The following is a 23,406-nucleotide window of genomic DNA, read 5'->3' on the forward strand; positions in this document are numbered from 1 at the left end:
TACAGATTATTAAAGGAACTAGCATGTTTCAGAATTACATAAAAATAGCGATACGGGCATTAGCAAAAAATAAACTTTATGCCGCCATCAACGTTATTGGCTTAGCCATTGGCCTTACCGTTTATTTATTCGGAGGCATTATTGCCGAATACGAGCGTAATCATGACACTATGTATAAAAACCATCAGCGAATTTATACCGTAGGATCTGTTTTGTCCCCTACAGCTAATATTGGCGTGAGCCAACTCGATAACACTTATTCGGCATTGGGACCACTAATTGGCGCAGAACTTGAAGAGTTAGACACAGTTGCCCGTACGATAAGGCGCGGTTATTTACTGACGATTGCTGATAACCACTTTCATGAAACACTAAGGTTTGCCGACAAAGAGTTACTGAGCATTTTTGATTTTGATTATATCTCAGGTGATGCTAGCGCTTTGGCTGACCCAAAAGGTTTAGTACTTACTCGTGAAACGGCAATAAAGTTTTTTGGCCGAATAGATGTTGTTGGTGAAACCGTAATGCTTAATCACGAGCACGACTTACACGTAACGGCGGTTATAGAAGAAATACCGCAAAACAGCCATTTTAATTCATCCCTTATCACCGATGCGATAACAATGTTTGCGCCCTTAGAAGCACTTAACCGGATAGAAGACTGGGATTTGGCAGGTAACTGGAACAACATTAGCACTGGTAATCATGTTTATGTGATGACCAAAGAATCGATGAGTACAGCTGATTTAAATCGAAAATTAAATGCAATTTTTGACCGTCATGTTGAAGCTGAAATGAAAGAAAAATTCATGACGTCATTAAGCGTTCGCCAACTTAAAAACACCAATGCTTCATTTTGGGATATGGTGGGCATGCCAGTCATTGAAACTATTCAAATATTAGGTGTATTGGTACTTCTCATCGCGATTGTTAATTACACTAATCTAGCCACAGCTCAGAGCATTGGCCGTGCCAAAGAAGTAGGTTTGCGCAAAACATTAGGGGCGGGCCGAGGCCAACTAATGACGCAATTTTTAACCGAGAGTATGACCATAGCTTTTATATCAATGATCTTGGCCATAGTATTTTTAGAATTATTGGTGCCATTATTTAATGGTGCAACCGATAAAGTTGTAGCAATAAAATACGTAGCTCTCTTACCTTGGTTATTAAGCACAACAATTATCGTTGGACTTATTGCTGGTGCTTACCCAAGTTTTCTTATTACCAAGACCACACCCATAGATGCATTACGGGATGTAAATGGTAAAGGTGCAAAAGGTAACTTTTTCCGTTCATTAATGATCGGCACGCAATTTATGTTGTCTATTTTTATGCTCGCTCTGGTAATGATAGTATTTTTTCAAAATGAAAAAGTTCAACAAAGCAGTGATATCTATCCAAAAGATGAAGTATTGTTACTTGAAAAAATGGCAGTAGAGTCGATACGTACAAGAGAAAATACGTTACGCAACGAATTACTACAATTAGATGATGTCAGAAGTGTTACTTTCGCCGCACAAGTGCCATTTGAACAAAGCAACAGTCAACGAGAAGTAAGTAGAATTAAAGGAGAGAAAAACAGTGACGTGCAAGCAAATGTGAATGAAGTTGATCATGATTTTTTGACAACTTTTGACGTGCCTTTAATTGCTGGTAGAGACTTTTCAAGAGATGTTCTTGGCGATGAAAGACGCGATATTGAAAATCGTAGGGCTAATGTTATCGTTAACGAATTATTGACTAAGAAACTCGGTTTTGCCACACCAGACGATGCTGTAGGGGAAACATTTTGGGGCGAACAAGGAGAAGAAACAGAATCATTCCAATACGACATTGTTGGGGTGATGGAAGATCAAAACTTGTTAGGTCTACATAATAAAATGAAAGCGTGGATTTTTATTAATAATCCCGAACCACATCGCTATGGTGCAATTCGTATTCGTAAAGGTGCTTCAGCCAATATCATTACTGAAATAGAGGAAGCGTGGAAAAGAGTATTACCCGACTACCCTATTCAACATAGATTTTTAGATGGATTGTTTAACCAAATCTATCAAATTTATAAAACCATGAATGGTGTTTTAGCAGGCTTTGCTGGCCTTGCACTGCTATTAGCATTAATCGGGTTATTTGGCTTGGCTGCTTTTATGGCACGCTCTCGCACTAAAGAGATAGGCATTCGCAAAGTAATGGGCGCTTCATTACCACAAATTGTTAAATTGTTATTATGGCAATTCTCTAAGCCGGTGATGTGGGCTATTATTTTTGCCCTACCATTAGCTTATTTTACCTCAAACATGTACTTGCAATTTTTTGCTGAACGCATTGATTTACAGATCCCGATTATTTTTATGTCGGGCATTATAGCGGTAGGTTTAGCTTGGGTTGTTATTGCGCTACATGCATTTAAAGTTGCGAGCGCAAACCCAATAAGTGCATTACGTTACGAATAATTATTTTTATCGTACTTTTACAGATCATTATACGGATTGGTATTAGTCGTAGCACATAGCAGAACAAAGGGGCGATACGTTAATTTAACAGCGTGCCCCTTTTGATATTGTTTGCTGGTTGGTTTTTATTTGCGGTAAAGCATACAGTGCTGGTAGCAAGAGTATATCGGCCAACAACGCCGCGACAAAGGTAACGCTGGCAATAACACCCATATCGTTAATCGCAATAAGTTGATTACTCAGCATAGATAAAAAACCCGCCACTAATGCAAATGTTGTATAGATAACGCCTTTACCGGCACTGTCTAACATTAATTGAATTTGTGCCTGCACCGGCATGTTTTCTTTAGCTAACGATCTTAACTTGGTCAATAAATGAAAGCTATTATCAACCACAATACCAATGGCGATAGCTAACACTACCGCTGTGCCAATTCTTACTTTTATTCCGGTTAAAGCCATGAAGGCTAAAGGTATTAAAATGGGTAAAAAATTTATAATAATGGCAATAATCACCAATCGTTTTTCTTTTAACGCGACAATAACAATTGGAATTATGATGACAAAAGCAGTGCATAGAGTAATGATCATATCGATTAAAATTTGATTCATACCTTGTTGGGCAAGCCACCACTGCCCGACAATATCGACTTTAAATTCACTGCCTAAATGTTGCTTCGCCAAATCTTGTATGTGTTTGGTATACAGCATTGCTTGCTTAGAGCCTATATCAGCAATACGAATTTGCAGGGCAACAACGGTATTACTTTCATTAATCAGTTCAGCAAGATTTAATTGCTCAGAAGGTAAATGTCGCAGTTGTTCTATCGAGTTTTTGTATTGCAATTCATTATTCAGACTGGGTAACAAGTGAAATATAGAATGAATTGTGCCGGTATGCTCTAACGCTTTAATTGCGTCTATAAATGTTGTTAGTTTATTGACAGAGTTATGTGTAAAAACGTGCTCACCGTCAACTCGTTTAACTCTGATATCAGGCCCTAAGAAGCCAGTAAATTTTTGCTCTAATAAGGTTTGCGCAACTCTTATGGGGTGCTGCTGAGCTAACTCTTCGTTAAACTTTTGCTCGATATTTATGAAATTAAAACTGAGCAGGCAAACAACAATAACTCCCCCGGTGCCGCACATAACCTTGTATGGTTGTATCGTGGCAAAGTTAGCCATTTTATACATAAAGCTAACCGTTGTTTTGGCGAATTTATTATCGATAATGTTTGGCTGTAACAAAATTTTCCGAAGTAAAAATGGGATCAATAGCTGATTTGCCAACCAGAGTTGGATAACGGCAACAGCGACGACTAAACCAAAATTTTGAATAATAATGAGTTTGGCCATAAGCAAAGAGAAAAAACCGGCAGCGGTAGAAATTGAGGTGTAAAAACACGCTGGCGAGGTAGTAAAGAGCATATCCTCAATCGCAACGTCTGTTTTACGCTCTAGCGAATATTTTCGTAAATATGCTAGGACCATATGAATGGCATCGGCCACTCCAATAACCAGTATAACGGCTGGCACAACACTATTGATAATGGTTACCGGAATATTTAACCAGCCCATAACCCCAAGACACGAAACAATCACCAAAAACACCGGCGTAAGTACAATCAATAATACCCGCCATTGTTTTAATACTAGATAAACCAGCATTGCGACAAATACAGTGGTAAGAACTGTGGCAATGAATTGATCGATTAGGATCTGTTCAGCATAGGTTGCTTCGACTATTGAAACACCTGATTTATAGACTTGGGTATTTTCAGGTAAATGGTTATTAATTTTACTTGTTATATTTTCAATAATGAACTGACGTTGCTGCAAGTCACTCAATGGCGGAATAAGCTTTACGGCTAATAAGGTATATTGTTTGTCCTTTGATAACACCAATCGATAAGCATCAATATTATCAGCAATTTGCTGTAAACGTTTTTGTAAATCTAGCTCTTCGTTGAAGGATTCTACAGGAAACGCCGGCATTAGTTTTAAGGTAGGATATTGTTTCGATGATGGCTCGGTAACCAGGTTGTGCAAGGTTGTTAAACTTAGCACTCGAGCAACGCCATTAACCTCTGTTATCTGCGTAGACAACTCATTTAAGTTTAAAATAAAGCCCGGCTGTAAGATATTTTGATTATGCAAAATAAAAGTTACATAACTGCCAGACGCTTGGCCAAATGTTTGCTCAAATTGTTGGGTAATTTGATATTGCGAGCTTTGTGTTAAAAAAAATGGTTTGAATGAAAAATCATAGCGCAGCTGAAAAATTCCCAGGCTTAATATCAGCCAAATGATAAAACATGGCACTAAGATCAAACGCTGATTTTTGCCTATCAACTTTTGCAGGTTTAGATAATTTTGATGAACCTTAGTAGAAAAATCCATACTCAAATTAATCTATATTAAAGAGATCCTGCAATTGACCAACATTTTCAACACTTTTCAATTCTATTTGGCCAAAACTGATCCCGTATAACTCTTGCATTTCGATGATCAGTTCAACTAAGGTGAATGAATTATCGACTAAATCAAGCATTTTGGTTTTTGCACTAATCTTATCTTCCGGGCAGGCCAAAATATTTGCCATGTCTGAAAAAAACTGTTTTTCATCTACCATTGTTTATCTCCTAAATGACCTACGCTGTCATCATAGTTTCAATTCGGTCTTGATATTCATCCGTTACTTTAAGATACGCGGCTTTGTCAGCCTCCATAAACCGCTTAATGGTTGACTGTACTTCATTAACACCGTACTCAATTTCCATATTTTTTAAAGCCTTACGTACCCACTTTAAGTGCCATACTTCTTCACCAATAATAGTCTCTAATGTTTGAAGTACAATTTTTGGTTGTGAAATTATTTTTTTATGGTGCGAGTATTGCTCGAAAACTCTTAATTCAAATACATGGGTAATGGCTAAAACCTCCATTAAATTAGACGGTAAACCCGCGGCCTTTAAATAGTAATCCTGATAACTTCGGGCCAGCTTAAATGGCTCCATATCTAACTTATTTAAGCAATCTGTCCAATACCTTGAATGTTGTGCTTCATCGGCAAATTGTTGCGTCATATTATGCTGGATTATGCCAGGCTTCATGCTGCGCGCCAGTTGACCAAAAAATAAGGCGCCGGAAATTTCGGAGGTACGGTAGAAACTCAATAACCAACGGATATTTTCATTTATATTCATAATGTACTCCTTTGCGAGAATGCCACGCATAATGCCCCGACATCATCAACAATGCATTTATAGTAAAATAACCAACTAGGATGATTATCAACCGTAGCTATGCCTGTCATCGCGCTCGGTTGGTCTAGTTGAAAATCAATTAACGCCAACTGTTCATTATTCATTGCCGCTTTGAATAACGCTTCTTTTACCGTCCAAAGGCGAACAAACTCTTTATCATATTGCTCACTGCTTAACGTTGATAGCCAAGATTGTTCGGTGTTATTAAGAAACCAGTGTGCCATTTGGGGTTTTACTTTATGCCATGCTTCAAAATCGACTCCGACCCCAGCAACATCATTCATGGTAATGGCTATTGCCAGGCCGTCATTGTGGGTTAAAGAAAACGCTTGGTTAGGAAAACTTAATCGCTGTGTATCTGAGCTTTGACCATTTTTTAGCAACAACTCTTTTAAAGCGTTACGTCCTTTTAACCAGTCAGTTTTACGCGATTGGGTCAAAAAAGAATCATAAACCTTTCTTTCATTAAGGCTCAATTGGCTTAAAGGCAACGGCTGTTCACACTTTTTCAGTGACACGTGTTTACCTGACCATTGGCTGAGAATTTTATCCATTAACTTTTACCCCTTGCGTAACTGTGAAAGAAGTTTGTTTGTTATCCGTTAGTCGGCCCCATTTATTTGCAATTAAATAACAACACACTTTCGGCAGCAGTGTATTCACATCAAAATTTAGTTCTACATTCGAACAATCTCTGGCACGTTTATTATCAACCGCTTTATTAACGTATAACTGCTGACTAAACGGCGACATAACCTCTAGTGCCTGCCCTAATATACTGCCTAACGATTGAGTACCATCAATTAGTACCTTAAATGCCGGCCAACTGGCAAAGCGCGGTTTCAAAATGCGTTTCTGCACAAATTCATCATGCAAATTAAATTGCAGATACACTTCATCAATAAGCTTACCCAACGCCAAAGAATGTTGCTCATCAATTGATGAATGAAAAAAACCACGGCTTTCATTAAGTAATAATTGGCCACATAAATCGGCCGATTGATCTCTAGTGGTTAAATAAATTTTTGTTGACTCATTGCCGGGCATTACGGCCAACAAGCCATAAAAAAGTAACCGTAAGGTTTGATGAAACACATTGTATTGATGTACTTCACCTAAATCATTATCAGCAACTATGGTGGCCACGCGCACAATTTGCCATGGCAAATCAGCAAATTCTTCAATCAATATTTTTTCAGCATTAAATTTTGACCACTCATAATAATTGGCAAATTCCGGTGTTGGATGAATAGCGGTTTCATTTAACGCTTTGTTATCTAAACCTGCTGCATATAATGTGCTGATTAATGAAATACATTTTAGCTTTTGGCATTTTTCGGCGAACAACAATAACTTGCGTGTACCTAATACGTTTACTTGATAGGCATCATCTTTTTCAACGGCAAAGTTGGTAATGGCTGCACAATGCACAATATGAGTGATTTCTGTGGCGTTTATATCAGCAAATACCGCTTCATCCGCCAGTTCACCAAAGGCTATTTTACAACGAGGGTCGGTTAACAATGAGGCTAACCGTTGTTTTTTAATTGCTTTAGATTGTTCACTGCTTGCTTTAACCCACAAACATATTTGCAAATTACTATTGCTTAACAAATAGCTAGCAATTGCATAGCCAAGATAGCCATCAGCGCCGGTAATTAAAACAACACCTTTACTCATAATGTCTCTCCTAATGGCCACTTATCAAAATTATTACCATGTTGACTCAACAAGGCAAACAACCACCGCTCGAGTCCAAACGCAACACAAGCAGTTCTCGCTGGCTTACCATTTAAGCTAATGTTGTAGCAATCACTAAAGAAACTGCGATGATTATTGGTTGATGCTATCGCCAAACCATTTTTCAGGCATAACTCCTGTTTTACCGGCTCAACAAGTTGACTGATAGCTTTGCTGTCATTAGAGGGGTCAAAAAATGGATCACTCGCTTGTTGCCATGATGCGTTCAGCCCAAGCTCGTTAGCAAAAGTGCTGATAAACGCCTGCGCTGTTTCGATAAACTTGTCTATCCCGTTCGGATCGGACAAACATACGACTTCACGCATGGTAAAATTCCATTGTCGTTGTAATGGCGCATAAAATTCTTCGCGGCGATGACAGGTGCATTTGGTGGTTAAGTACCTTGTCTCATCAAGGCTATGGTTTTTAAAGCGATGATAAAAGTGATAGCACGAGGCTGGCGTTAATACTTGCTTCGTTGCTTGCCAGTCGACATTTTCATTTACAGAACTTGGGGTTGTTGCATTTGAATTGATTGCACTTTGCTTAAACTTATTTAAATTGTCGCTTTCAGGCTCTGGCGTATAGGCAAAGGTTGCAAGGTGAGGGAACGAATCACAATAACCGGTTGGCGCTAAATCTGCTATTGAGATAAAATTTGGGAACAAATATTGAACTGCATTTAACTGCTCTGCCCATTGCTCAATCCGTGCATCAAGCAAGTTTAAATATTTCAATAAGTCACCAGACAACGCAGCATAGCCATCGCTATGCCATTGTAGATCGTGCCATTGCAGATCCCCCCCGTGTAAATCGTCTAATTGTTCTGCTTTATACTTGCTTTTATTCTCGACAAAACACATCTTCGGCCTCCAACGTAAAAAAGCTATTTACAATCACCGCGATATTTTTAAAACAACCTGGTAGCAACTGCTGGGCGGTAATTCTATTACCACTGCTTTGTTCAAGTAATAGTAATAAATCAAGTACTTGAAAAGAGGTAATGAATCGATTTTCAAGCAAAGACGTTTCATTACTCACAGTATTGAAGTCAGTATTTGGATTAACTCGCTGTAAGCATTCGCGTACTAATGTTTCGGCGTCTGATTTATTCATCCTACATCCCCTAAAAGTTGCTGTTGGTAAAGCCAGCCAAGCCTTTTTTGTTGCAAGGCATCTCGATGCAGCTTGGCACGTTCACTATTAAATACAGCCATGCTTAAACCGGCACAATCGGTTAAACCAGCGTCGAAATAGGCGTCAGGGCAATAAAACTGTTTCCAGGTAGTGAGTAAAAAACCATTTAGGTGCTGATTTATTTTGAGTAGTTGCTGTTCATCAATATTATTTTTCTGTTCATTAAACCAATATTTTAAAAAGCCTAAGCCAAAAGCTAAATGTCGAGACTCTTCTAGATGATGCAAACGGTTAATATCGGCAACAATAGCAACTACATTTTTATCATTCGCAATACGGCGGTTATATTCATCGACAACAGTTTCAAAAATATAAATTCGAGCAAACAGCAATAACAGCTCTATGTCACCATGGGGTTCAGCAGCAATATCCAAAGCACGTAATGGGTAAACTTTATTAGCATACTGGATACAAAACCGTGAAAAATACATCATGTGCTTGGCTTCTTCTTCAATAAAATGCAACAAATACTCAGACATTGCTATTGATGGAAAATTAAATAAGTGACTGCTAACAGCGTTAATCAAGTATTTTTCACCATGTACGTTTAAGCTAAAAAAGTTTACTGCTTCATAAAAGCTTAACCGTATTTGCTGTTGCTCAGTTAATTCATGCCATTGCTTGCTGCCAAATATTGAGATTAATTCAGCAGAAAAAAACCACTGATTCTCAGGCAAGTGTTCAGGCCAAGTAATCGCGTCAGGCGTTAAAAATTGTTGCTCAGACATGTGCGTTAATTTTTTTAATTGCGTGGTAAACGTTGCAATATTCATACTTTTTCTACCACCATACATTGCCAATTACTGCCAAATCCGGCCATAAAAAGTAACACCAGCTCACCTTTTTTCATTTTCCCGCTGTTATCAAGACGAGACAGGTTAATGATATTGTCGCTGCTGATCACATGACCCACATGCGCTAAGGAATCAAACCACGCCTTCTGCTCATCAATCCCTAACAGGCTGGCAAGAATAGCCCAGGCTTTGGCATTGGTATTTTGCGGAACCACCCAATCGATATCGGTCACCGCCAGATTTATTTGTTGCAGGGTAGCGCTTATTAACTGATGCAAATAAGAGAAGTAACTGCCGACGGTTTCATCATCACTGGCACTGACCTGGGCACCATTAGTAAGATGCCGAACCGTTAAAATGCGAAAACCTCGCGGCTTTCGTGACACTAAACAGGCGGCGCCACCATCTGAAATTAAATTATACGCTTGCTCGTAATAAGCGTTTCTGGGAAAGTTATCAGCGCTGATACACAAAATATTATTGATATTATCTTCTGCCGTTAAGAAGTTGTTAGCGATACGTATACTGCCGAGCATGCAAGTACATGCTTGCTGAGTTAAGCCAATAACAAAAGCGTTATCCATACCAAATTCAACTTGTAATTTACTGGCAGGAAACACCATTAAATCTTTTACGTCTCGGCTGCTTTCAAATTCTTCGCTTTGATGACTATTGGCATTTTGCGGTAAACAATTTGCGTAAATAATACAATCAATTTCAGCAGTATCGATTTGACTGTCAACAAGCGCCTGACACGCCAGTTGATAAGCAGTTTCACCTTTCGAACAAACAAAATGCTGTTCAAAACCTGACTCTTTAAGTGCTTGCATAGTTGAGAGCAAAACACCGGCTTGTTCAGCTTGTTTTAACGAACGACATTCACTGCCTAATGAATACCCCAATTGTTGTAAATAGCTATCAGTCATAATTAACTCCTACAGCAAACCGGCAGGAATAAAACGACCCGTTGTGCTCATATAACACTGATAGCTCCCGCCAAACACCTGTGTTAAGCGAGTTTCTTCACGTTTGGCTGTTACAGTTAAAACAATGATGCCATAAGCCAAGCAGCCAAAGAGCAAGTAATGCGGAAATAGCATTACACTTGCGCAAAATGCTAAAAGAAACGCCGAATAAAATGGGTGCCTAATGCTTTTATATGGACCCCAGGTAACTAACTCCTGTGGTTGGTCATTGACTTGATGCCATAACGCCGGCTTAAATTCATGTGCATGAATAGTGCAGGCAATCAGCCCAATTGAGGCAATGCTAAATATTGCCGCACTGATTTGAGCAAGCTCGAATAATAGTGCTGAATACATCTGTAGAGAGATTAACTGCTCAACATAGCCCATAATCAACACCACAACGACCACCAAGAAAGGTAATGCGGTAATACACCACTTCAGATTAAATGAGCCATCTCGGCGAAATATTATCAAAGGTAACACGGCAATTACGATAAAGTTACTCATCACCATCACAAAAGATACGGTATTCATAATTAGCTCTCCTGTTGTTGATGGGGCTGATTTGCATACTGTTCAATAAGTTGCTCCACCTGCAAACGCTTAATTTTGCGAGTGGTGGAACGGGGCAAATCTTGAGCAAGCACAATGACTTTAGTCGGCCGTTTCCAGCGCACCAATTTTTCACTGCGCTGCTCGATGATCTGCTGCAGTTTTTGTTGTAAGGCGTATTGATCTTGCTTAAATTCTTCGCTGAGTTGTTCACTGGCAACCAGTACTGCACATACTTGTAATCTACCTTGATATAGCCCTTCATTTGCTTTTAACGCAACAACGCAGCCTTCTTTAATGTCTGGGTGCGAAAATAACTGCGGCTCAATTTGCTCTGGTTGTAAATTTTGGCCATCGGCTAACACTATGGTGTTTTTCTTCCTGCCGGTTACATAAAGAAAACCTTTTTTGTCGATATAACCAAGATCGCCAGTATGCAACCAACCTTGTTGATCAATCGTTTTTGCCGTTAAAGTTTCATCGCCATAATACCCTGCCATTACATGATGGCCACGGGTAAGGATTTCACCTACAGCGTAGGTGTCTAATTGATTTTTTTTGTCTATTTTAACTTGGCAACCTGGTAAGGGTTTGCCAACTGAGCCATAACGGTTTTTATAAGGTGTATTGGCGCTAATAACCGGACTGGTTTCAGTCATGCCATAACCTTGATATACGGTAAAGCCAAGATCAGTAAAAAACCTTAAGGTGGTTTTATCCAGTGGTGCGCCACCACACACAAAGTGCTTAAACTTGTTACCAAACTTTTTATGAACCTGGTGAAATATTGTTTTCCTAAGGGCTACTGGTAGGTATTTACTGATATGTAAAAACGAGTTAAACAGTAGCTGTTTAGCTTTAGACTCTTTGGCGACTTGCTGTAAAATAGACTTTTTCATCAATGATAAAAACAATGGTACGGCAATTAGAAACGTTGCGTTTTGAGCTCGCATGGTTTTTAACAGATCGTCGGGAATTAAGCTGTTTAAATAACAAACCTGCCCACCTCCCCATAACACGCCTAACAATCCGGCTGACAGCTCTAATAAATGATGCAATGGCAAAATAGATACACATACTTCAGCGCCATCAGTTTTCATCAATCGATTTAAGTTTTCAACTTGGCCGACAATGTTTCTAAAGGTGATCTCTACGCCTTTGAACTTACCGGTAGTGCCCGAGGTGTAACAGATCACGGCTTTACTGTTTAATTTAACACGTTGATGATATTTGCTTAACGAGTTAATAGAAGATTCGAGTGCTGTTAACTGGCTTTTATAACATTCAAGTTCAACAACAAAATTAATACTAGTCATTTGTTTTTGCAGGGTTAAACCTGTGGCTAGCATTTTACTAGAAGCAATAAGCGCTTTCGGTTTGGCATCTGTTAAAATGAGCAGCAGCTCTACTTCAGTTAACTGTGGATCAACGGGGACCACAATTGCGCCGCAAGATAGAATGGCTAAAAATGCGATGGCCCAATGTGGGCGCGCTTCACTTAACAACGCGACCCGATCAGCTCTGCGTATACCTTTAGCAAGTAATAATTTAGAAAACTGCTTTACCTCATCAGCCAGTTCCGCATAGGTAAATTGATCATCAACGTTAAGCTCACCACCTAACAAATGTCCAGACAAAGCGATTTGCGAAGCAAATTCATTCGCCTTAGCTCGTAGCGTCGCCGCAACATCAACTTTAAACTCCGATTGCGAGTACTGCTCTAATTTATCTACCAATAATGCTGTATTCATGATTTCACCTTCTCCTAACAAGCCCATGCTCATTTTGAAAGTTCGATAGAGATCAAATTTTTTAGTCAAAATTCAATCTCCTTTAACCAATATTCAGTTTTAATTTGCAGATTTTGTGCCACATAATCATAATTCAGTAAGTTGTTGTTTTTACAGCATTGTTAAAAATTGAGCTTCACACACCAGACAAATCTGGCATACATAAGTGTGTTTTCATGCACATAAATGTACTTTCATTATCAGTAATCGTTATTGCAGTTACCTAGCCATTAGTACTGCTGTGCGTATCAGTTAGTTTAATCACCTTACCTCGTACAAATTTGCATAACCATTTAGCAATTATGTACACCAACAATTCTTCACTTAACAATCAATCAAATATTAATACCTATATAAAACAATCTATTAAGCGTATTTATAAAATCGGTTCAGTTCTTGCTCTTAGGTATTACGAGTGAAAGTGTATTTTGTACACCTTACAAAATACATGTAGCGAAGAAGGTAATTTGATCAATAAAGAATAGTTGAAAATTTGATGTTTTGCTTTCTAACAATTCCGGCAATAAACGCCGGGTAACTAACTGGAGACAACACTGATGAAAACCTTAATGTTATTAATTTCAATAGCTTTTATGAGCTTTACTGCAACAACTAATGCCGCTTCTAGCTATTTTATTGATCAAACTAAACTGCCCTTCACAGCATTGCCGGGGGCAACAGCCTATTGGGGGGTACACACCAATGCGGGTTATCATATTGAAGTACCCGATGACTGGAATGGTGAGCTGGTAGTATGGGCACACGGGTTTAGAGGTTTTGGTAAAACAGAGCTTACTGTTGATGACCATCCAATGCGTCACTTTTTGATTGCCCAAGGTTATGCCTGGGCAGCATCATCTTACAGTAGAAATGACTACGATGTGACCACGGGAGTGCAAGACACCTTGGCTTTGCTAAAAAGGTTCAATGGTATTGCTGCAAAGCCGGATAAAATTTATATGACTGGCTTATCGATGGGTGGCCATATTACTGCGGTAATTATTGAGCAGTTCCCGAAATTATTTGCCGGAGCCATGCCTATTTGTGGCGCCGTAGGTGACTATGAAACCTTTGATTTTGTATTGGATTTCAACTTAGCCGCGCAGCAGTTAGGTACCGATACTTCTATTTTCCCAGTAGAACCATTTACTTATGTCACCGCAACGGTACCAAGTATCAAGGCCAATTTAGAATCTGCACCTAATACGTGGCCTGTGGGATTAAATCAACAAGGCGAAAACTTGAAAAATTTAGTGATGTTGCATTCAGGTGGCGATCGTCCAAATTTTGACAGTGCTTGGTTTTTCTGGAATAACTTTGCTGAAGTTGAGTCAGGGACAGGGCCAGGAAACTTTCTATTTGATTTAGGCTTAAGCGATGGCGTAATGCCAAGAAATCCTGGGAATACAGCTGAAAATATCGATGTGGTGTATCAGTTTGATACTAACCCTGAGCTAAGCCCTGAAGAACAAGCGTTTAATGACTCAATATTTAGAGTGGCACTAGCACCACAAAGCAAAAATCCAAACGGCTTATCGCAAGTACCCGTGATCAACGGCAACCTGCCTATCCCGGTACTGACTATGCACAACATCGGCGATTTATTCGTACCAATTAAGAATGAAATTGCCTATGCCACAAAAGTTAAACAACAGGGTAAACAAGACTTGCTAGTAACTAGGGCTTACAGAGGTGTAATGCACTGTGATTTCACTGCAAATGAAATGGTATCGTCATTCTTAGACTTGGTTGACTGGGTTGAAAATGGCAATAAACCAGCTGGTGATGATTTCCTGGATGCTAACAATGTTGCGGCTGATGACTTTGGTTGTCAATTTACTTATGGTAACCACCCCTTTGACACTGCATGCCCAGGGTAAAGTAAATATTACCGAGTAAGCTAAACCAGCCTGACCTAGTCAGGCTGGTTTTATTTGAATTATGATCTTTTATTATTGATTAACCTCTACCGGGTTATCCAATACAGTTGTTACAAAGGTATTTCCCTCCCGTTCAATACTACCAAAAGTGAAAGTTACACTTGAAACATTCTGCTTTAAGTTAGCCTTTTTAATGGTACATGTGCCGTCAGCTTCAGTTGTGCAGCTGCCACTGCCGCTAGTACCATTACTCCAGTTACCACTAATCACCGCACTTTCAACAGCATTTTCGGATCCATTATTTTCCATCACAGAAACCGTTATGATTGCATCCCACCTAGATGGCTTATTTCTAATTTCAGAACTTCCTGATAGGTCTATATCGACTGCAACCTCTGTAGGTTGTGGCGGTTCCGGTGGTTCAGGAGGTTCAGTGACACTGCCTTCATAGATTGCAAGGTAATCAACAAATAGACTGGCATTATTATTATTGCCTTTTGTTCTGTCTGTATCTTCAACGCGCAAGTAAAATGCGCCTGCACTGTGATCAGGTATTGGCACTGTGAGTGTATTTGAGCTGCTAGTGGAGCTCAGTGTATAAAAAGGAATATAGTTGCTATTATCACTTGAATAGGAAAATTGAATGGTTTCTCCATCGCCGCCGTCATTTCGCATCCAAGCGTTAGCATTAATTTCCAAGCCAGTACCATTATCTAATTGAAAACTCCACGTATGTAGCAGTTTATCTCGATTACCACCAACACGAACTTCAGTTATTTCTTCTGACGCACCATCATCTACATGGGTATCAACAAAGGTGCCAGTAATTACTCCTTTGTTCGCAATTTCAGCCGTTGCCTGTTGCTCTGTTGTGGCGCTAGGATCGTATACGGTCAAAGTTAGAGGTACTGTTAAAGGCGAGTTAACACTGTCATTACTATAAATACAAAGTACTCCATTGTACTCATTTAGCGCCAAACCAGTTGAATTGAAAGTTACAGTAACATCATTAGGGAGCGTTCCATCGGTACTGTCAGCAATAGGAGAGACGCTAGCCCAAGATAAGCTAATATTATCAGGCGCTAAGCAATTATCAGCAGTGTCGGTTTCAATACTCCAAGTCAATAGTTCACTACCAGTATTAGCTATGATTAAAGCTTGGAACGTTTCAACATCGACACCTTGCTCTGATGATAGACTCGCTGGGTTAACTGCAATGTGAGGAGCAGGAATACTAGTGACAGTATTATGTACAGTATCGCAATCGTTATCGCCTTCAATAGCCGTTACACACGCTTGATTGGAAAGTAACGCATCATCAATAATTTCCACATCGTCTATGTACCATCCCACACCGCCTACTAAGCCATCGGTAGCCATTCTAAATCGAATTTGTACAGTTTCACCTGCGTAGCTACTAAGATCAACATTGGTTTGAATGTAACCTCCGCTGTTTCCAGAGAATGCTTTACGTCCACTAATAGCACTAGCCGGATTTGAAGTGATAGTACTGTTATAAGGTCCCTTATACATATGTTGACCTGCATCGTCCCAATCAACTCCATTTATAGAAATTTCAACAACACCACCATCCCAATTGGCCTCAGTGTCATAATGATGCCAGAATTTTAAAATTGCATCACCGGTTAGTTCTACAGGACTGTTCAAAGTTAGGTACTGATCGGTACTTGTGGCGATATCTTCTGCAAAAGCAGCATAAACAGGGCTATGAGCACTTTCAGTGGAAAGCGACCAATCATCTGTACCACTACCGTGGTTAATAATCCATTGGCTGCTACCACTTTCCATATCGTCTAAAACAATTGGTGTTGCTGCAGAGGAGTCTACTATTACTTCGAATGAACAGTTTTGACTTCCAGCAATTGCCATATCCCCAATCGGGAAGGTAACAATTTCACTTACCAATGAACCGCCACAAGTAGCAGAACCATTAATGTAGCTTGTATGATTGGGGACCGGGTTTGTTACTGTAACACCACTTAATGAACCAGGAGTGTTATTTTCAATTTGCAAATAATAAGTTAATGTTGCCCCTGCCTCCACAGACTCAGAACTGGAAGTAGTTGTAATTTTTAATATCTCTTGGCAAAAAAGCGGCACATCAAATGCTTCTATTCCATCGCTACGATTTGATGCACTGCCTTGTTCAGCACTAAAGCCCAGACCTCGTTCGGCAAAGGCTTCCCAGATAATACATTGATTAGCACCCGCATTGTTATTTTGGTCAGCTAAGAGTATGGCGTTTCTGGCATCGACAAAGCCCGGTGAACAGGGCTGCATTTTCAAGCCATCAATCACCAGTTGTAATGCAATATTATTACCGCCGCTACCGGTATATAAATCAAGTTCAAATCCATGCTCATTAATTAAAGCCCAGGTCATTTGCCAAAGCATGGCTGCCCAGGTTGAGCCCACACCATGAGGGACAGCTGCAGTTTTAATCGAGTCGTAAGTACGAGGGTCAATCGACATATCTGTGCTGTATGGATAATCTCGAATACCATCACCCTCTATCGACTCGCCAAGAACATAAGTACCTATCCCTCGACTATCACTACCTTCATCGCCAGCTTCAATAGTCATAATCAAGGCAAAGTAATCGCTCCATCCTTCCCCTGCTTGTTCGGTATTATTCAAGCAAGTAGCAGCAGATGGTCCGCCGGTAAGACGGTTTGAAATACCATGGCCATATTCATGGACAATAATACCGTTATCCAGATCGCCATCACGCATAGGGCTGGTTTGGTTCCACAAGTACATTTGCATACGTGGAGCTTGACCATCTGGCGGGGTTGCAAAATTGGCATTGTTTGTACCTCCGCCATCCTGAGCCTCGGCATTTACTGCGTCATTGCCTAATCCACCATTATCACTGTTATCATTTTGAAAATTACCACTATTTTCATCAAAACCATATTGGTAGAAAACGTCATGAATAATGTTATTCCAATAGAATAGATTAGTAACGGCTGCATCCTGATATTGATTAGGCTCTTGAAAAAGTTCCAAAGAAAAAGAAAAATCTAGGCCAGAATTACAAGCTCGCGCATTATTTCCTCCCGTAGGGGAATTGCTGTTATCTGTATCAAGATAGGCATCTACATTGTTACCTGATGTACATTGGTCACTTACCCAGGTAGTAGATGTGCCAATAGGCATGCTCAAATAATCACGAACTCCATGATTAGGACTTTCTAAGGGCACCGGATAGATTTCATATACCTCATGGGCAACGTAATTCTTTCGATCCAAAACCGCACCATTGATAGCATCAACTCTCATGCTCCACCAGTTTTTGGCATCAAGCTCATAAATCTCCATATCCCATGCCAAGCGCAGCATGTTTTTAGCAACTGGCTGATAAACCAGTTTGGTTTGTATTGGATTACGAGATATAGGACCTAAGTTAGGGTCTATCCCTAAACTTTTGGCCGCGGCAGAAATCGCTTGCCCACGAGGCACTAACGCCAATGTTGAATTTACCGCAGTATCTATACTCGCCATAAAGCGATTACCAAGGTTAATAACACTGCCATCAGCAGCAATATTTATATTAATGCTGGCATTATGTACTCCAATACCCTGGTAATGTTGCTGAAAATAAATATGAGTAACGCCATTATGCGATGAAGTGTACTGATTAGTTACTACCATACCGGCAATATCAATATTTGAGAGGCCTAATTCACCTTTGTTTTGATCTATATACCTACGTGCTATCGCCAGCGGTTTTCCTGCATTAGGGCCGGTTAGAAATGTTGCAGGATTCCCTTTAGCTGCGGAGTTCGAGGATACGGCTTGGACATATGAGGAAGTAATGCTTAGTACTGCAACTAACACAAAACCAAACAAAGTATTAACAGAAATTAATTTCTTACATTCAGGCATAGGGCGACCACTCAGGTATATGCAGCCTGGCTATCTTGTTTCCTTACCGCTTACATAGGACACGAGGACCCGTGGCTTTCCGTCCTCGCCTTTCGACGAGTTTGGCTTTGTCGTTAAACTCTATAAAGCATAGTACAACGTTAACCATTTTGTAGCTGGTTTTACATATATCCGGTTTTCACTAAAATAATGCAGCCTTGTTTGCTAAAGGGGTTATGCTTTGAATAATTTGGTGAACGCAGCCATGTGCCTTTCGGGTACTTGCCATACTCATCTTCAAATACCCCATCCAATACAAATATCTCCTCTCCTCCTGCATGAACATGAGGTTTAAAATGCGTTTCAGGTTGCCAACGAACCAGAGCTGTATGCTCGGTGCCAAAAGAATGCAATGGCATTACCGATAAACCATTAACCAAGCCAGGTAACCATTCTTGTTTTGTGGTTTCTATTTTCACAAACTCTTTATCAATAGGTTGAAATTGATTAAGCTTAACAAATAACTCGCAACCTTCAGGGCTTTTCGGTGAGTGAGAACTCCCCGGAGGATTACGAAAATAGGTACCCTTTGGAAACTTGCCATGTTCATCTTCAAACACACCTTCGAGTACAAAGATTTCTTCGCCGCCGGGGTGCGAATGCGCTGAAAAGCCAGTGCCTACATCATATTTAACCACGCTAGTCGTTAAACCAGATTCCGCGCCTTCACGTTCCAGTTTTTTGCGATAGACACCTTTACTAGGAGATTCCTCCCATGCCATCTCAGTGGTGTTTATTGCCAAAGCAACACTACGATCTAAATTTAAATTCATTACATCTACCTAGGTGTTTTTCTTATTATGGCTTAGATAATTTATTAACTGTAATTATTTCGTAACAGGCGCGTATTATTTCGTTACAAATTTAGTATTATTCTTATAGCTAAAAGTTTTACAACGCTACGATTTTGTTATAAAAACAATGTCGAATAATAATTTTTAGCCTAAGTAGATCATATCTAACTTAGGTAATAGTAAGCATTACGGGGAATACCTTAAATGAAAGCACGCATTTTAACGCCAATTGCGCTGGCAATTGCACTTGCAGGTTGTAACTCTGCAACAACTGAAACAGCAAACAAAGAAGTGACACAACAAACAGTAAACGTTGAAGCATCAAATCCATTTTATCAACAATGGGACACACCATTTGGCATGCCTCCTTTTGATAAAATCAAAATTGAGCATTATAAGCCGGCAATGGAAAAAGGTATCGCTGAGCAAATTGCCCAAATTGATGCTATTACTAACAATCCTGATGCACCTACTTTTGAAAATACTATTGAAGCCATGGAAAAAAGTGGTGACTTATTAGATAACACGACTAATGTTTTCTATGGTTTAATCGGTTCAATGTCGACACCTGAAATGCAAGCCATTTCAAAAGAAATGTCACCTAAATTCTCGGCAATGAGCGATGACATCAACTTAAACGCAAAATTATTTGTTCGCGTTAAAGCAGTATTTGATGCAAAAGATTCATTAACGCTTAACACTGAACAAAAAACATTATTAGAAAAAACATATAAAGGTTTTGTTCGCGCCGGTGCAAATTTAAACGAAGCGGATAAAGAAACTTTACGTGGTTTGAATCAACAAATTTCGGCATTAAGCATTCAATTTGGTGAAAATTTATTAAACGAAACCAATGGTTTTGAATTAGTGATTGATGATGTAAAAGACTTAGACGGTTTACCAGAATCAATTATTGCAGCAGCAGTAGCAACAGCAGCTGAAAGAGGCCATGAGGGCAAGTGGGTATTCACCACACATCGTCCAAGTTTCTACCCGTTTTTAACATATTCGACAAACCGTAAATTACGTGAGCAACTATTTTACGCCTACACGCATCGTGGGGATAACGACAATGCCAACGATAACAAAGCAATTGCCTCAGAAATGGCATCGCTTCGTTACCAACGCGCACAAGTTCTAGGTTATAAAACTCACGCTCATTACGTGCTTGAAAACAACATGGCTAAAACACCAGAAAATGCTTACGGATTATTAAATAAAGTTTGGCCGGCATCACTAGAGCGTGCCAAGCAAGAAGTTGCTGATATGCAAGACTTCGCCAACACTCAAGGTGCAGACTTTGAATTAGAAGCCTGGGATTGGTGGTACTACTCTGAAAAAGTTAAAAAGATGAAATACGCTTTAGACGAGTCTATTACAAAGCCATACTTTGAATTAAACAACACCATGCAAGGCGTATTTTACACCGCTAATCAATTATGGGGCGTTGAGTTTAAACAGCGTGATGACTTACCTAAGTATCACCCTGATGTAACGACTTATGAAGTGTTTGATAAAGACGGCTCTTCAATTGGTATTTACATGACCGATTTCTACGTACGTGAATCTAAACGCGGCGGAGCTTGGATGAGCTCATTTCGTAAACAATTCAAAATGTACGGCGAAAACGTTCAGCCTATTATTTATAACGTGTTGAACTACCCTGCGCCTGTAAATGGTGAGCCGGTACTATTAACATTTGATCAAGCATCAACGTTATTCCACGAATTTGGCCATGCAATTCAAGGCTTATTATCTGATGGTTACTATCGTTCATTAACTGGTACATCTTTACCTCGTGATTATGTTGAATACCCATCACAAGTGATGGAAAACTGGATGACCGAGCCACAAGTATTAAACAACTTTGCAAAACACTATAAAACTGGTGAAGTTATTCCTGCCGAGTTAGTTGAGAAAATCCAAGCTTCAGGTAAATTTAACCAAGGCTTTGCTACAACTGAGTACATGGCAGCCGCACTACTTGACTTAAAATGGCACACGCTTGAAACTGCCGAGTTACAAGATGCTGATAAGTTTGAAGCTGATACCTTAGCTGAATTAGGCTTAATTAACGAAATCGCGCCGCGCTATCGTTCAACTTACTTCTCGCATATATTCGCTGGTGGTTATTCTTCAGGTTACTACGGCTACATTTGGTCAAACATTTTTGATGCCGACACGTGGGAGGTATTTAAAGACAAAGGTATTTTCAACCAAGATGCTGCTACAGGATATCGTGTAAACGTATTGCAAAGTGGTGGTACTGAAGATCCGATGACTATGTACAAACGCTTCCGTGGTAAAGAGCCAAACCCTCAATATTTATTAGAGCGTCGTGGTTTAGTTTCAGAAAGCAAATAAGTAAATAAGAAAACTTTCGCAAAATCAAAAGCCAGCATGAGAATGCTGGCTTTTTTATTGAAATAAACGCACAAAACTTTATATTTTTATTTAGCTTTTCTTGCCCGAAAGCCAATAGTTTCCTATGCTTTATGCTACGACGTTATTAATAAGAGGGAGCAGTACTTATTAAATAATAAGCTCAAGGAATAACATGGAAAAGCCAGATAAGTTAAACAGAGCAAAAGAACGCACAGTTCTGTGTTTTAACTTTGAACATGCCAAAATGAACTGGCAGAGGAAGTTGAGTCCGTTTAAATGGAAAGTTCATAATGTAACAACTCTTTCCCAGGCAGTTAACCTCCTAAAAGGAAATACAATACTTGTCGCGATAGCCATTTTAACGGCCAGTACGCAAAAACAGGCCATTTCGATAATCGCTAATTTAGTTAGCTCATTCCCACAGATAAAATGGATCGCTTACTCTCTAGATGATAATTTAAAGAACTCAGCTGTTTCGGCAAAATTCTCTGAATATTGTATCGATTATTTTCATTACCCTATTTGTATAGAAAGACTTGCCCATACATTAGGGCATGCTTATGGCATGGCCCAATTGCAGCCGCAAATAAAGGCAAAAAACATAGCTTCTTACGATACGGCAACTCTTATTGGCAAATCAAATGAGTTACGGCAATTAAATAATCACATAAAAAAAATAGCCAAGGTTGACAGTTCGTTACTAATTACTGGCGAAACAGGCACTGGCAAAGACTTGTGTGCTCAGTTAATTCATCAACAATCGGCTAGAGCTAATAGCCCGCTAATTAACATTAACTGCGGTGCATTACCTGAAAGCCTGATCCACAGCGAATTGTTTGGCCACGAAAAAGGCGCATTCACTGGCGCCATAGACAAATACATTGGCCATATTGAACGAGCCCACCAAGGTACATTATTTCTCGATGAAATAGGTGACTTACCGTTAGAGTTGCAAGTTAACCTATTACACTTTTTAGAAAATCACACTATTGAACGACTCGGCGGCGCTAAGCCAATAACGGTAGATTGCCGAATAATAGCCGCCACCCACATTGATTTAGAAACAGCGGTTGTAGAAGGCCGTTTTCGCAAAGATTTATTTCACCGGTTAAACATTTTACGCCTACGCGTACCGGGCCTGAGGGAGCACAGAGAAGACATTGAAGCCATTGCCATTAGTTTTTTAAAGCCCTTTCAACAAGCAAATCCTAAGCTGAAGTTTTCCAACTCGGCGATAGAATGCATGCTTAGCTACGAGTGGCCAGGCAATGTTAGAGAACTTAAAAACCGTGTAGAAAGAGCTGTGGTAATGCAAGATGGCAATACCATCTCCAATAAAGATTTGGGCCATCATTTTGCGAAAATAAAAATGCCAACAAAAAACCTGAATCAGCAGCGTGAAGATATTGATACTGAAATACTGCTCGATGCTATAACTCGCAACAATCACAATATTTCAGCAGCCGCCAGGGATTTAAAAATATCTAGAACCACGTTTTATCGATTGATTAAAAAATGTAATATTAAGCTATAAAATCTCCCCTTTCATTTTTAAACAACTTTAATTATATTAACGACATAAACTCCCCCTGTAGCTGTAACACCGCATTGTTACAGCTATGAAACACCTTTATTC

General features: G+C 39.6%; 17 protein-coding genes and 1 riboswitch. Of the genes, 4 read left to right on the top strand and 13 right to left on the bottom strand.

The genetic code is table 11. The annotated features are described in order from the left end of the window. Positions 1–23 precede the first annotated feature (23 nt). Complete coding sequence (locus tag RI844_RS07435; protein ID WP_348397812.1) at positions 24–2,456, top strand: ABC transporter permease; 2,433 nt, start codon at positions 24–26, stop codon at positions 2,454–2,456. A gap of 84 nt (positions 2,457–2,540) precedes the next feature. Here the strand turns inward: RI844_RS07435 and RI844_RS07440 are convergent, their stop codons facing one another. The 11 genes from RI844_RS07440 to RI844_RS07490 are packed head-to-tail and all read right to left on the bottom strand — an operon-like array spanning position 2,541 to position 12,793. Further along, positions 2,541–4,856 (bottom strand): efflux RND transporter permease subunit, encoded by a 2,316-nt coding sequence (locus RI844_RS07440; RefSeq protein ID WP_348397813.1) that lies wholly within the window; start codon positions 4,854–4,856, stop codon positions 2,541–2,543. A 7-nt stretch (positions 4,857–4,863) separates the two neighbouring features. Next, positions 4,864–5,088 (bottom strand): hypothetical protein, encoded by a 225-nt coding sequence (locus tag RI844_RS07445; protein WP_348397814.1) that lies wholly within the window; start codon positions 5,086–5,088, stop codon positions 4,864–4,866. A 19-nt stretch (positions 5,089–5,107) separates the two neighbouring features. Continuing rightward, positions 5,108–5,662: a ferritin-like domain-containing protein gene (locus tag RI844_RS07450; protein ID WP_348397815.1), complete on the bottom strand. Its 555-nt coding sequence runs from the start codon at positions 5,660–5,662 to the stop codon at positions 5,108–5,110. After that, positions 5,659–6,276 carry a 4'-phosphopantetheinyl transferase family protein gene (locus RI844_RS07455; protein WP_348397816.1) on the bottom strand — a complete coding sequence of 206 codons (618 nt, stop codon included), beginning with the start codon at positions 6,274–6,276 and terminating at the stop codon, positions 5,659–5,661. The genes RI844_RS07450 and RI844_RS07455 overlap by 4 nt, the downstream gene beginning before the upstream one ends. After that, complete coding sequence (locus tag RI844_RS07460; RefSeq protein WP_348397817.1) at positions 6,269–7,402, bottom strand: SDR family oxidoreductase; 1,134 nt, start codon at positions 7,400–7,402, stop codon at positions 6,269–6,271. The genes RI844_RS07455 and RI844_RS07460 overlap by 8 nt, the downstream gene beginning before the upstream one ends. Next, on the bottom strand, positions 7,399–8,325 hold the full coding sequence (locus RI844_RS07465) for an aminoacyl--tRNA ligase-related protein (RefSeq protein WP_348397818.1): 927 nt from the start codon (positions 8,323–8,325) through the stop codon (positions 7,399–7,401). The genes RI844_RS07460 and RI844_RS07465 overlap by 4 nt, the downstream gene beginning before the upstream one ends. After that, complete coding sequence (locus RI844_RS07470) at positions 8,306–8,578, bottom strand: hypothetical protein (protein WP_348397819.1); 273 nt, start codon at positions 8,576–8,578, stop codon at positions 8,306–8,308. The genes RI844_RS07465 and RI844_RS07470 overlap by 20 nt, the downstream gene beginning before the upstream one ends. Further along, positions 8,575–9,432, bottom strand: a complete 858-nt coding sequence (locus RI844_RS07475) for a diiron oxygenase (protein WP_348397820.1) — start codon at positions 9,430–9,432, stop codon at positions 8,575–8,577. Before RI844_RS07475 ends, RI844_RS07470 begins: the two co-directional genes overlap by 4 nt. Then, positions 9,429–10,379 carry a 3-oxoacyl-[acyl-carrier-protein] synthase III C-terminal domain-containing protein gene (locus RI844_RS07480; protein WP_348397821.1) on the bottom strand — a complete coding sequence of 317 codons (951 nt, stop codon included), beginning with the start codon at positions 10,377–10,379 and terminating at the stop codon, positions 9,429–9,431. Before RI844_RS07480 ends, RI844_RS07475 begins: the two co-directional genes overlap by 4 nt. Before the next feature lie 9 nt (positions 10,380–10,388). Beyond that, entirely contained in the window at positions 10,389–10,955 is a 567-nt protein-coding gene (locus RI844_RS07485; RefSeq protein WP_348397822.1) for a methyltransferase family protein, read from the bottom strand. 2 nt (positions 10,956–10,957) lie between these two features. Continuing rightward, positions 10,958–12,793: an AMP-dependent synthetase/ligase gene (locus RI844_RS07490; RefSeq protein WP_348397823.1), complete on the bottom strand. Its 1,836-nt coding sequence runs from the start codon at positions 12,791–12,793 to the stop codon at positions 10,958–10,960. Between the two features lie 527 nt (positions 12,794–13,320). On the opposite strand from RI844_RS07490, the gene RI844_RS07495 reads away from it, so the two are divergent. Then, on the top strand, positions 13,321–14,643 hold the full coding sequence (locus tag RI844_RS07495) for a hypothetical protein (RefSeq protein ID WP_348397824.1): 1,323 nt from the start codon (positions 13,321–13,323) through the stop codon (positions 14,641–14,643). A 72-nt stretch (positions 14,644–14,715) separates the two neighbouring features. Here the strand turns inward: RI844_RS07495 and RI844_RS07500 are convergent, their stop codons facing one another. Beyond that, positions 14,716–18,552 carry a M36 family metallopeptidase gene (locus tag RI844_RS07500; RefSeq protein ID WP_348397825.1) on the bottom strand — a complete coding sequence of 1,279 codons (3,837 nt, stop codon included), beginning with the start codon at positions 18,550–18,552 and terminating at the stop codon, positions 14,716–14,718. Between the two features lie 17 nt (positions 18,553–18,569). Continuing rightward, a riboswitch (cyclic di-GMP riboswitch) is annotated at positions 18,570–18,668 on the bottom strand. 45 nt (positions 18,669–18,713) lie between these two features. After that, positions 18,714–19,364 carry a cupin domain-containing protein gene (locus tag RI844_RS07505; RefSeq protein WP_348397826.1) on the bottom strand — a complete coding sequence of 217 codons (651 nt, stop codon included), beginning with the start codon at positions 19,362–19,364 and terminating at the stop codon, positions 18,714–18,716. Positions 19,365–19,589: 225 nt separating this feature from the next. On the opposite strand from RI844_RS07505, the gene RI844_RS07510 reads away from it, so the two are divergent. Both RI844_RS07510 and RI844_RS07515 read left to right on the top strand, forming a co-directional pair. Next, entirely contained in the window at positions 19,590–21,749 is a 2,160-nt protein-coding gene (locus RI844_RS07510) for a M3 family metallopeptidase (RefSeq protein WP_348397827.1), read from the top strand. A gap of 193 nt (positions 21,750–21,942) precedes the next feature. After that, the gene (locus RI844_RS07515) at positions 21,943–23,304 is read left to right on the top strand and encodes a sigma-54 dependent transcriptional regulator (RefSeq protein WP_348397828.1); all 1,362 of its coding nucleotides are present in this window, start codon (positions 21,943–21,945) and stop codon (positions 23,302–23,304) included. The last annotated feature ends 102 nt before the right edge of the window (positions 23,305–23,406 follow it).

The sequence above is a fragment of the Thalassotalea fonticola genome, from assembly GCF_032911225.1.
Classification (GTDB): domain Bacteria; phylum Pseudomonadota; class Gammaproteobacteria; order Enterobacterales; family Alteromonadaceae; genus Thalassotalea_A; species Thalassotalea_A fonticola.

Excerpts from the sequence above, each read along its gene's own strand:
- RI844_RS07500 (WP_348397825.1), bottom strand. The coding sequence starts at position 18,552 with ATGCCTGAATGTAAGAAATTAATTTCTGTTAATACTTTGTTTGGTTTT.
- RI844_RS07515 (WP_348397828.1), top strand. The coding sequence starts at position 21,943 with ATGGAAAAGCCAGATAAGTTAAACAGAGCAAAAGAACGCACAGTTCTG.
- RI844_RS07435 (WP_348397812.1), top strand. The coding sequence starts at position 24 with ATGTTTCAGAATTACATAAAAATAGCGATACGGGCATTAGCAAAAAAT.
- RI844_RS07450 (WP_348397815.1), bottom strand. The coding sequence starts at position 5,662 with ATGAATATAAATGAAAATATCCGTTGGTTATTGAGTTTCTACCGTACC.
- RI844_RS07510 (WP_348397827.1), top strand. The coding sequence starts at position 19,590 with ATGAAAGCACGCATTTTAACGCCAATTGCGCTGGCAATTGCACTTGCA.
- RI844_RS07505 (WP_348397826.1), bottom strand. The coding sequence starts at position 19,364 with ATGAATTTAAATTTAGATCGTAGTGTTGCTTTGGCAATAAACACCACT.
- RI844_RS07465 (WP_348397818.1), bottom strand. The coding sequence starts at position 8,325 with ATGTGTTTTGTCGAGAATAAAAGCAAGTATAAAGCAGAACAATTAGAC.
- RI844_RS07480 (WP_348397821.1), bottom strand. The coding sequence starts at position 10,379 with ATGACTGATAGCTATTTACAACAATTGGGGTATTCATTAGGCAGTGAA.
- RI844_RS07440 (WP_348397813.1), bottom strand. The coding sequence starts at position 4,856 with ATGGATTTTTCTACTAAGGTTCATCAAAATTATCTAAACCTGCAAAAG.
- RI844_RS07455 (WP_348397816.1), bottom strand. The coding sequence starts at position 6,276 with ATGGATAAAATTCTCAGCCAATGGTCAGGTAAACACGTGTCACTGAAA.
- RI844_RS07460 (WP_348397817.1), bottom strand. The coding sequence starts at position 7,402 with ATGAGTAAAGGTGTTGTTTTAATTACCGGCGCTGATGGCTATCTTGGC.
- RI844_RS07485 (WP_348397822.1), bottom strand. The coding sequence starts at position 10,955 with ATGAATACCGTATCTTTTGTGATGGTGATGAGTAACTTTATCGTAATT.
- RI844_RS07445 (WP_348397814.1), bottom strand. The coding sequence starts at position 5,088 with ATGGTAGATGAAAAACAGTTTTTTTCAGACATGGCAAATATTTTGGCC.
- RI844_RS07475 (WP_348397820.1), bottom strand. The coding sequence starts at position 9,432 with ATGAATATTGCAACGTTTACCACGCAATTAAAAAAATTAACGCACATG.
- RI844_RS07495 (WP_348397824.1), top strand. The coding sequence starts at position 13,321 with ATGAAAACCTTAATGTTATTAATTTCAATAGCTTTTATGAGCTTTACT.
- RI844_RS07470 (WP_348397819.1), bottom strand. The coding sequence starts at position 8,578 with ATGAATAAATCAGACGCCGAAACATTAGTACGCGAATGCTTACAGCGA.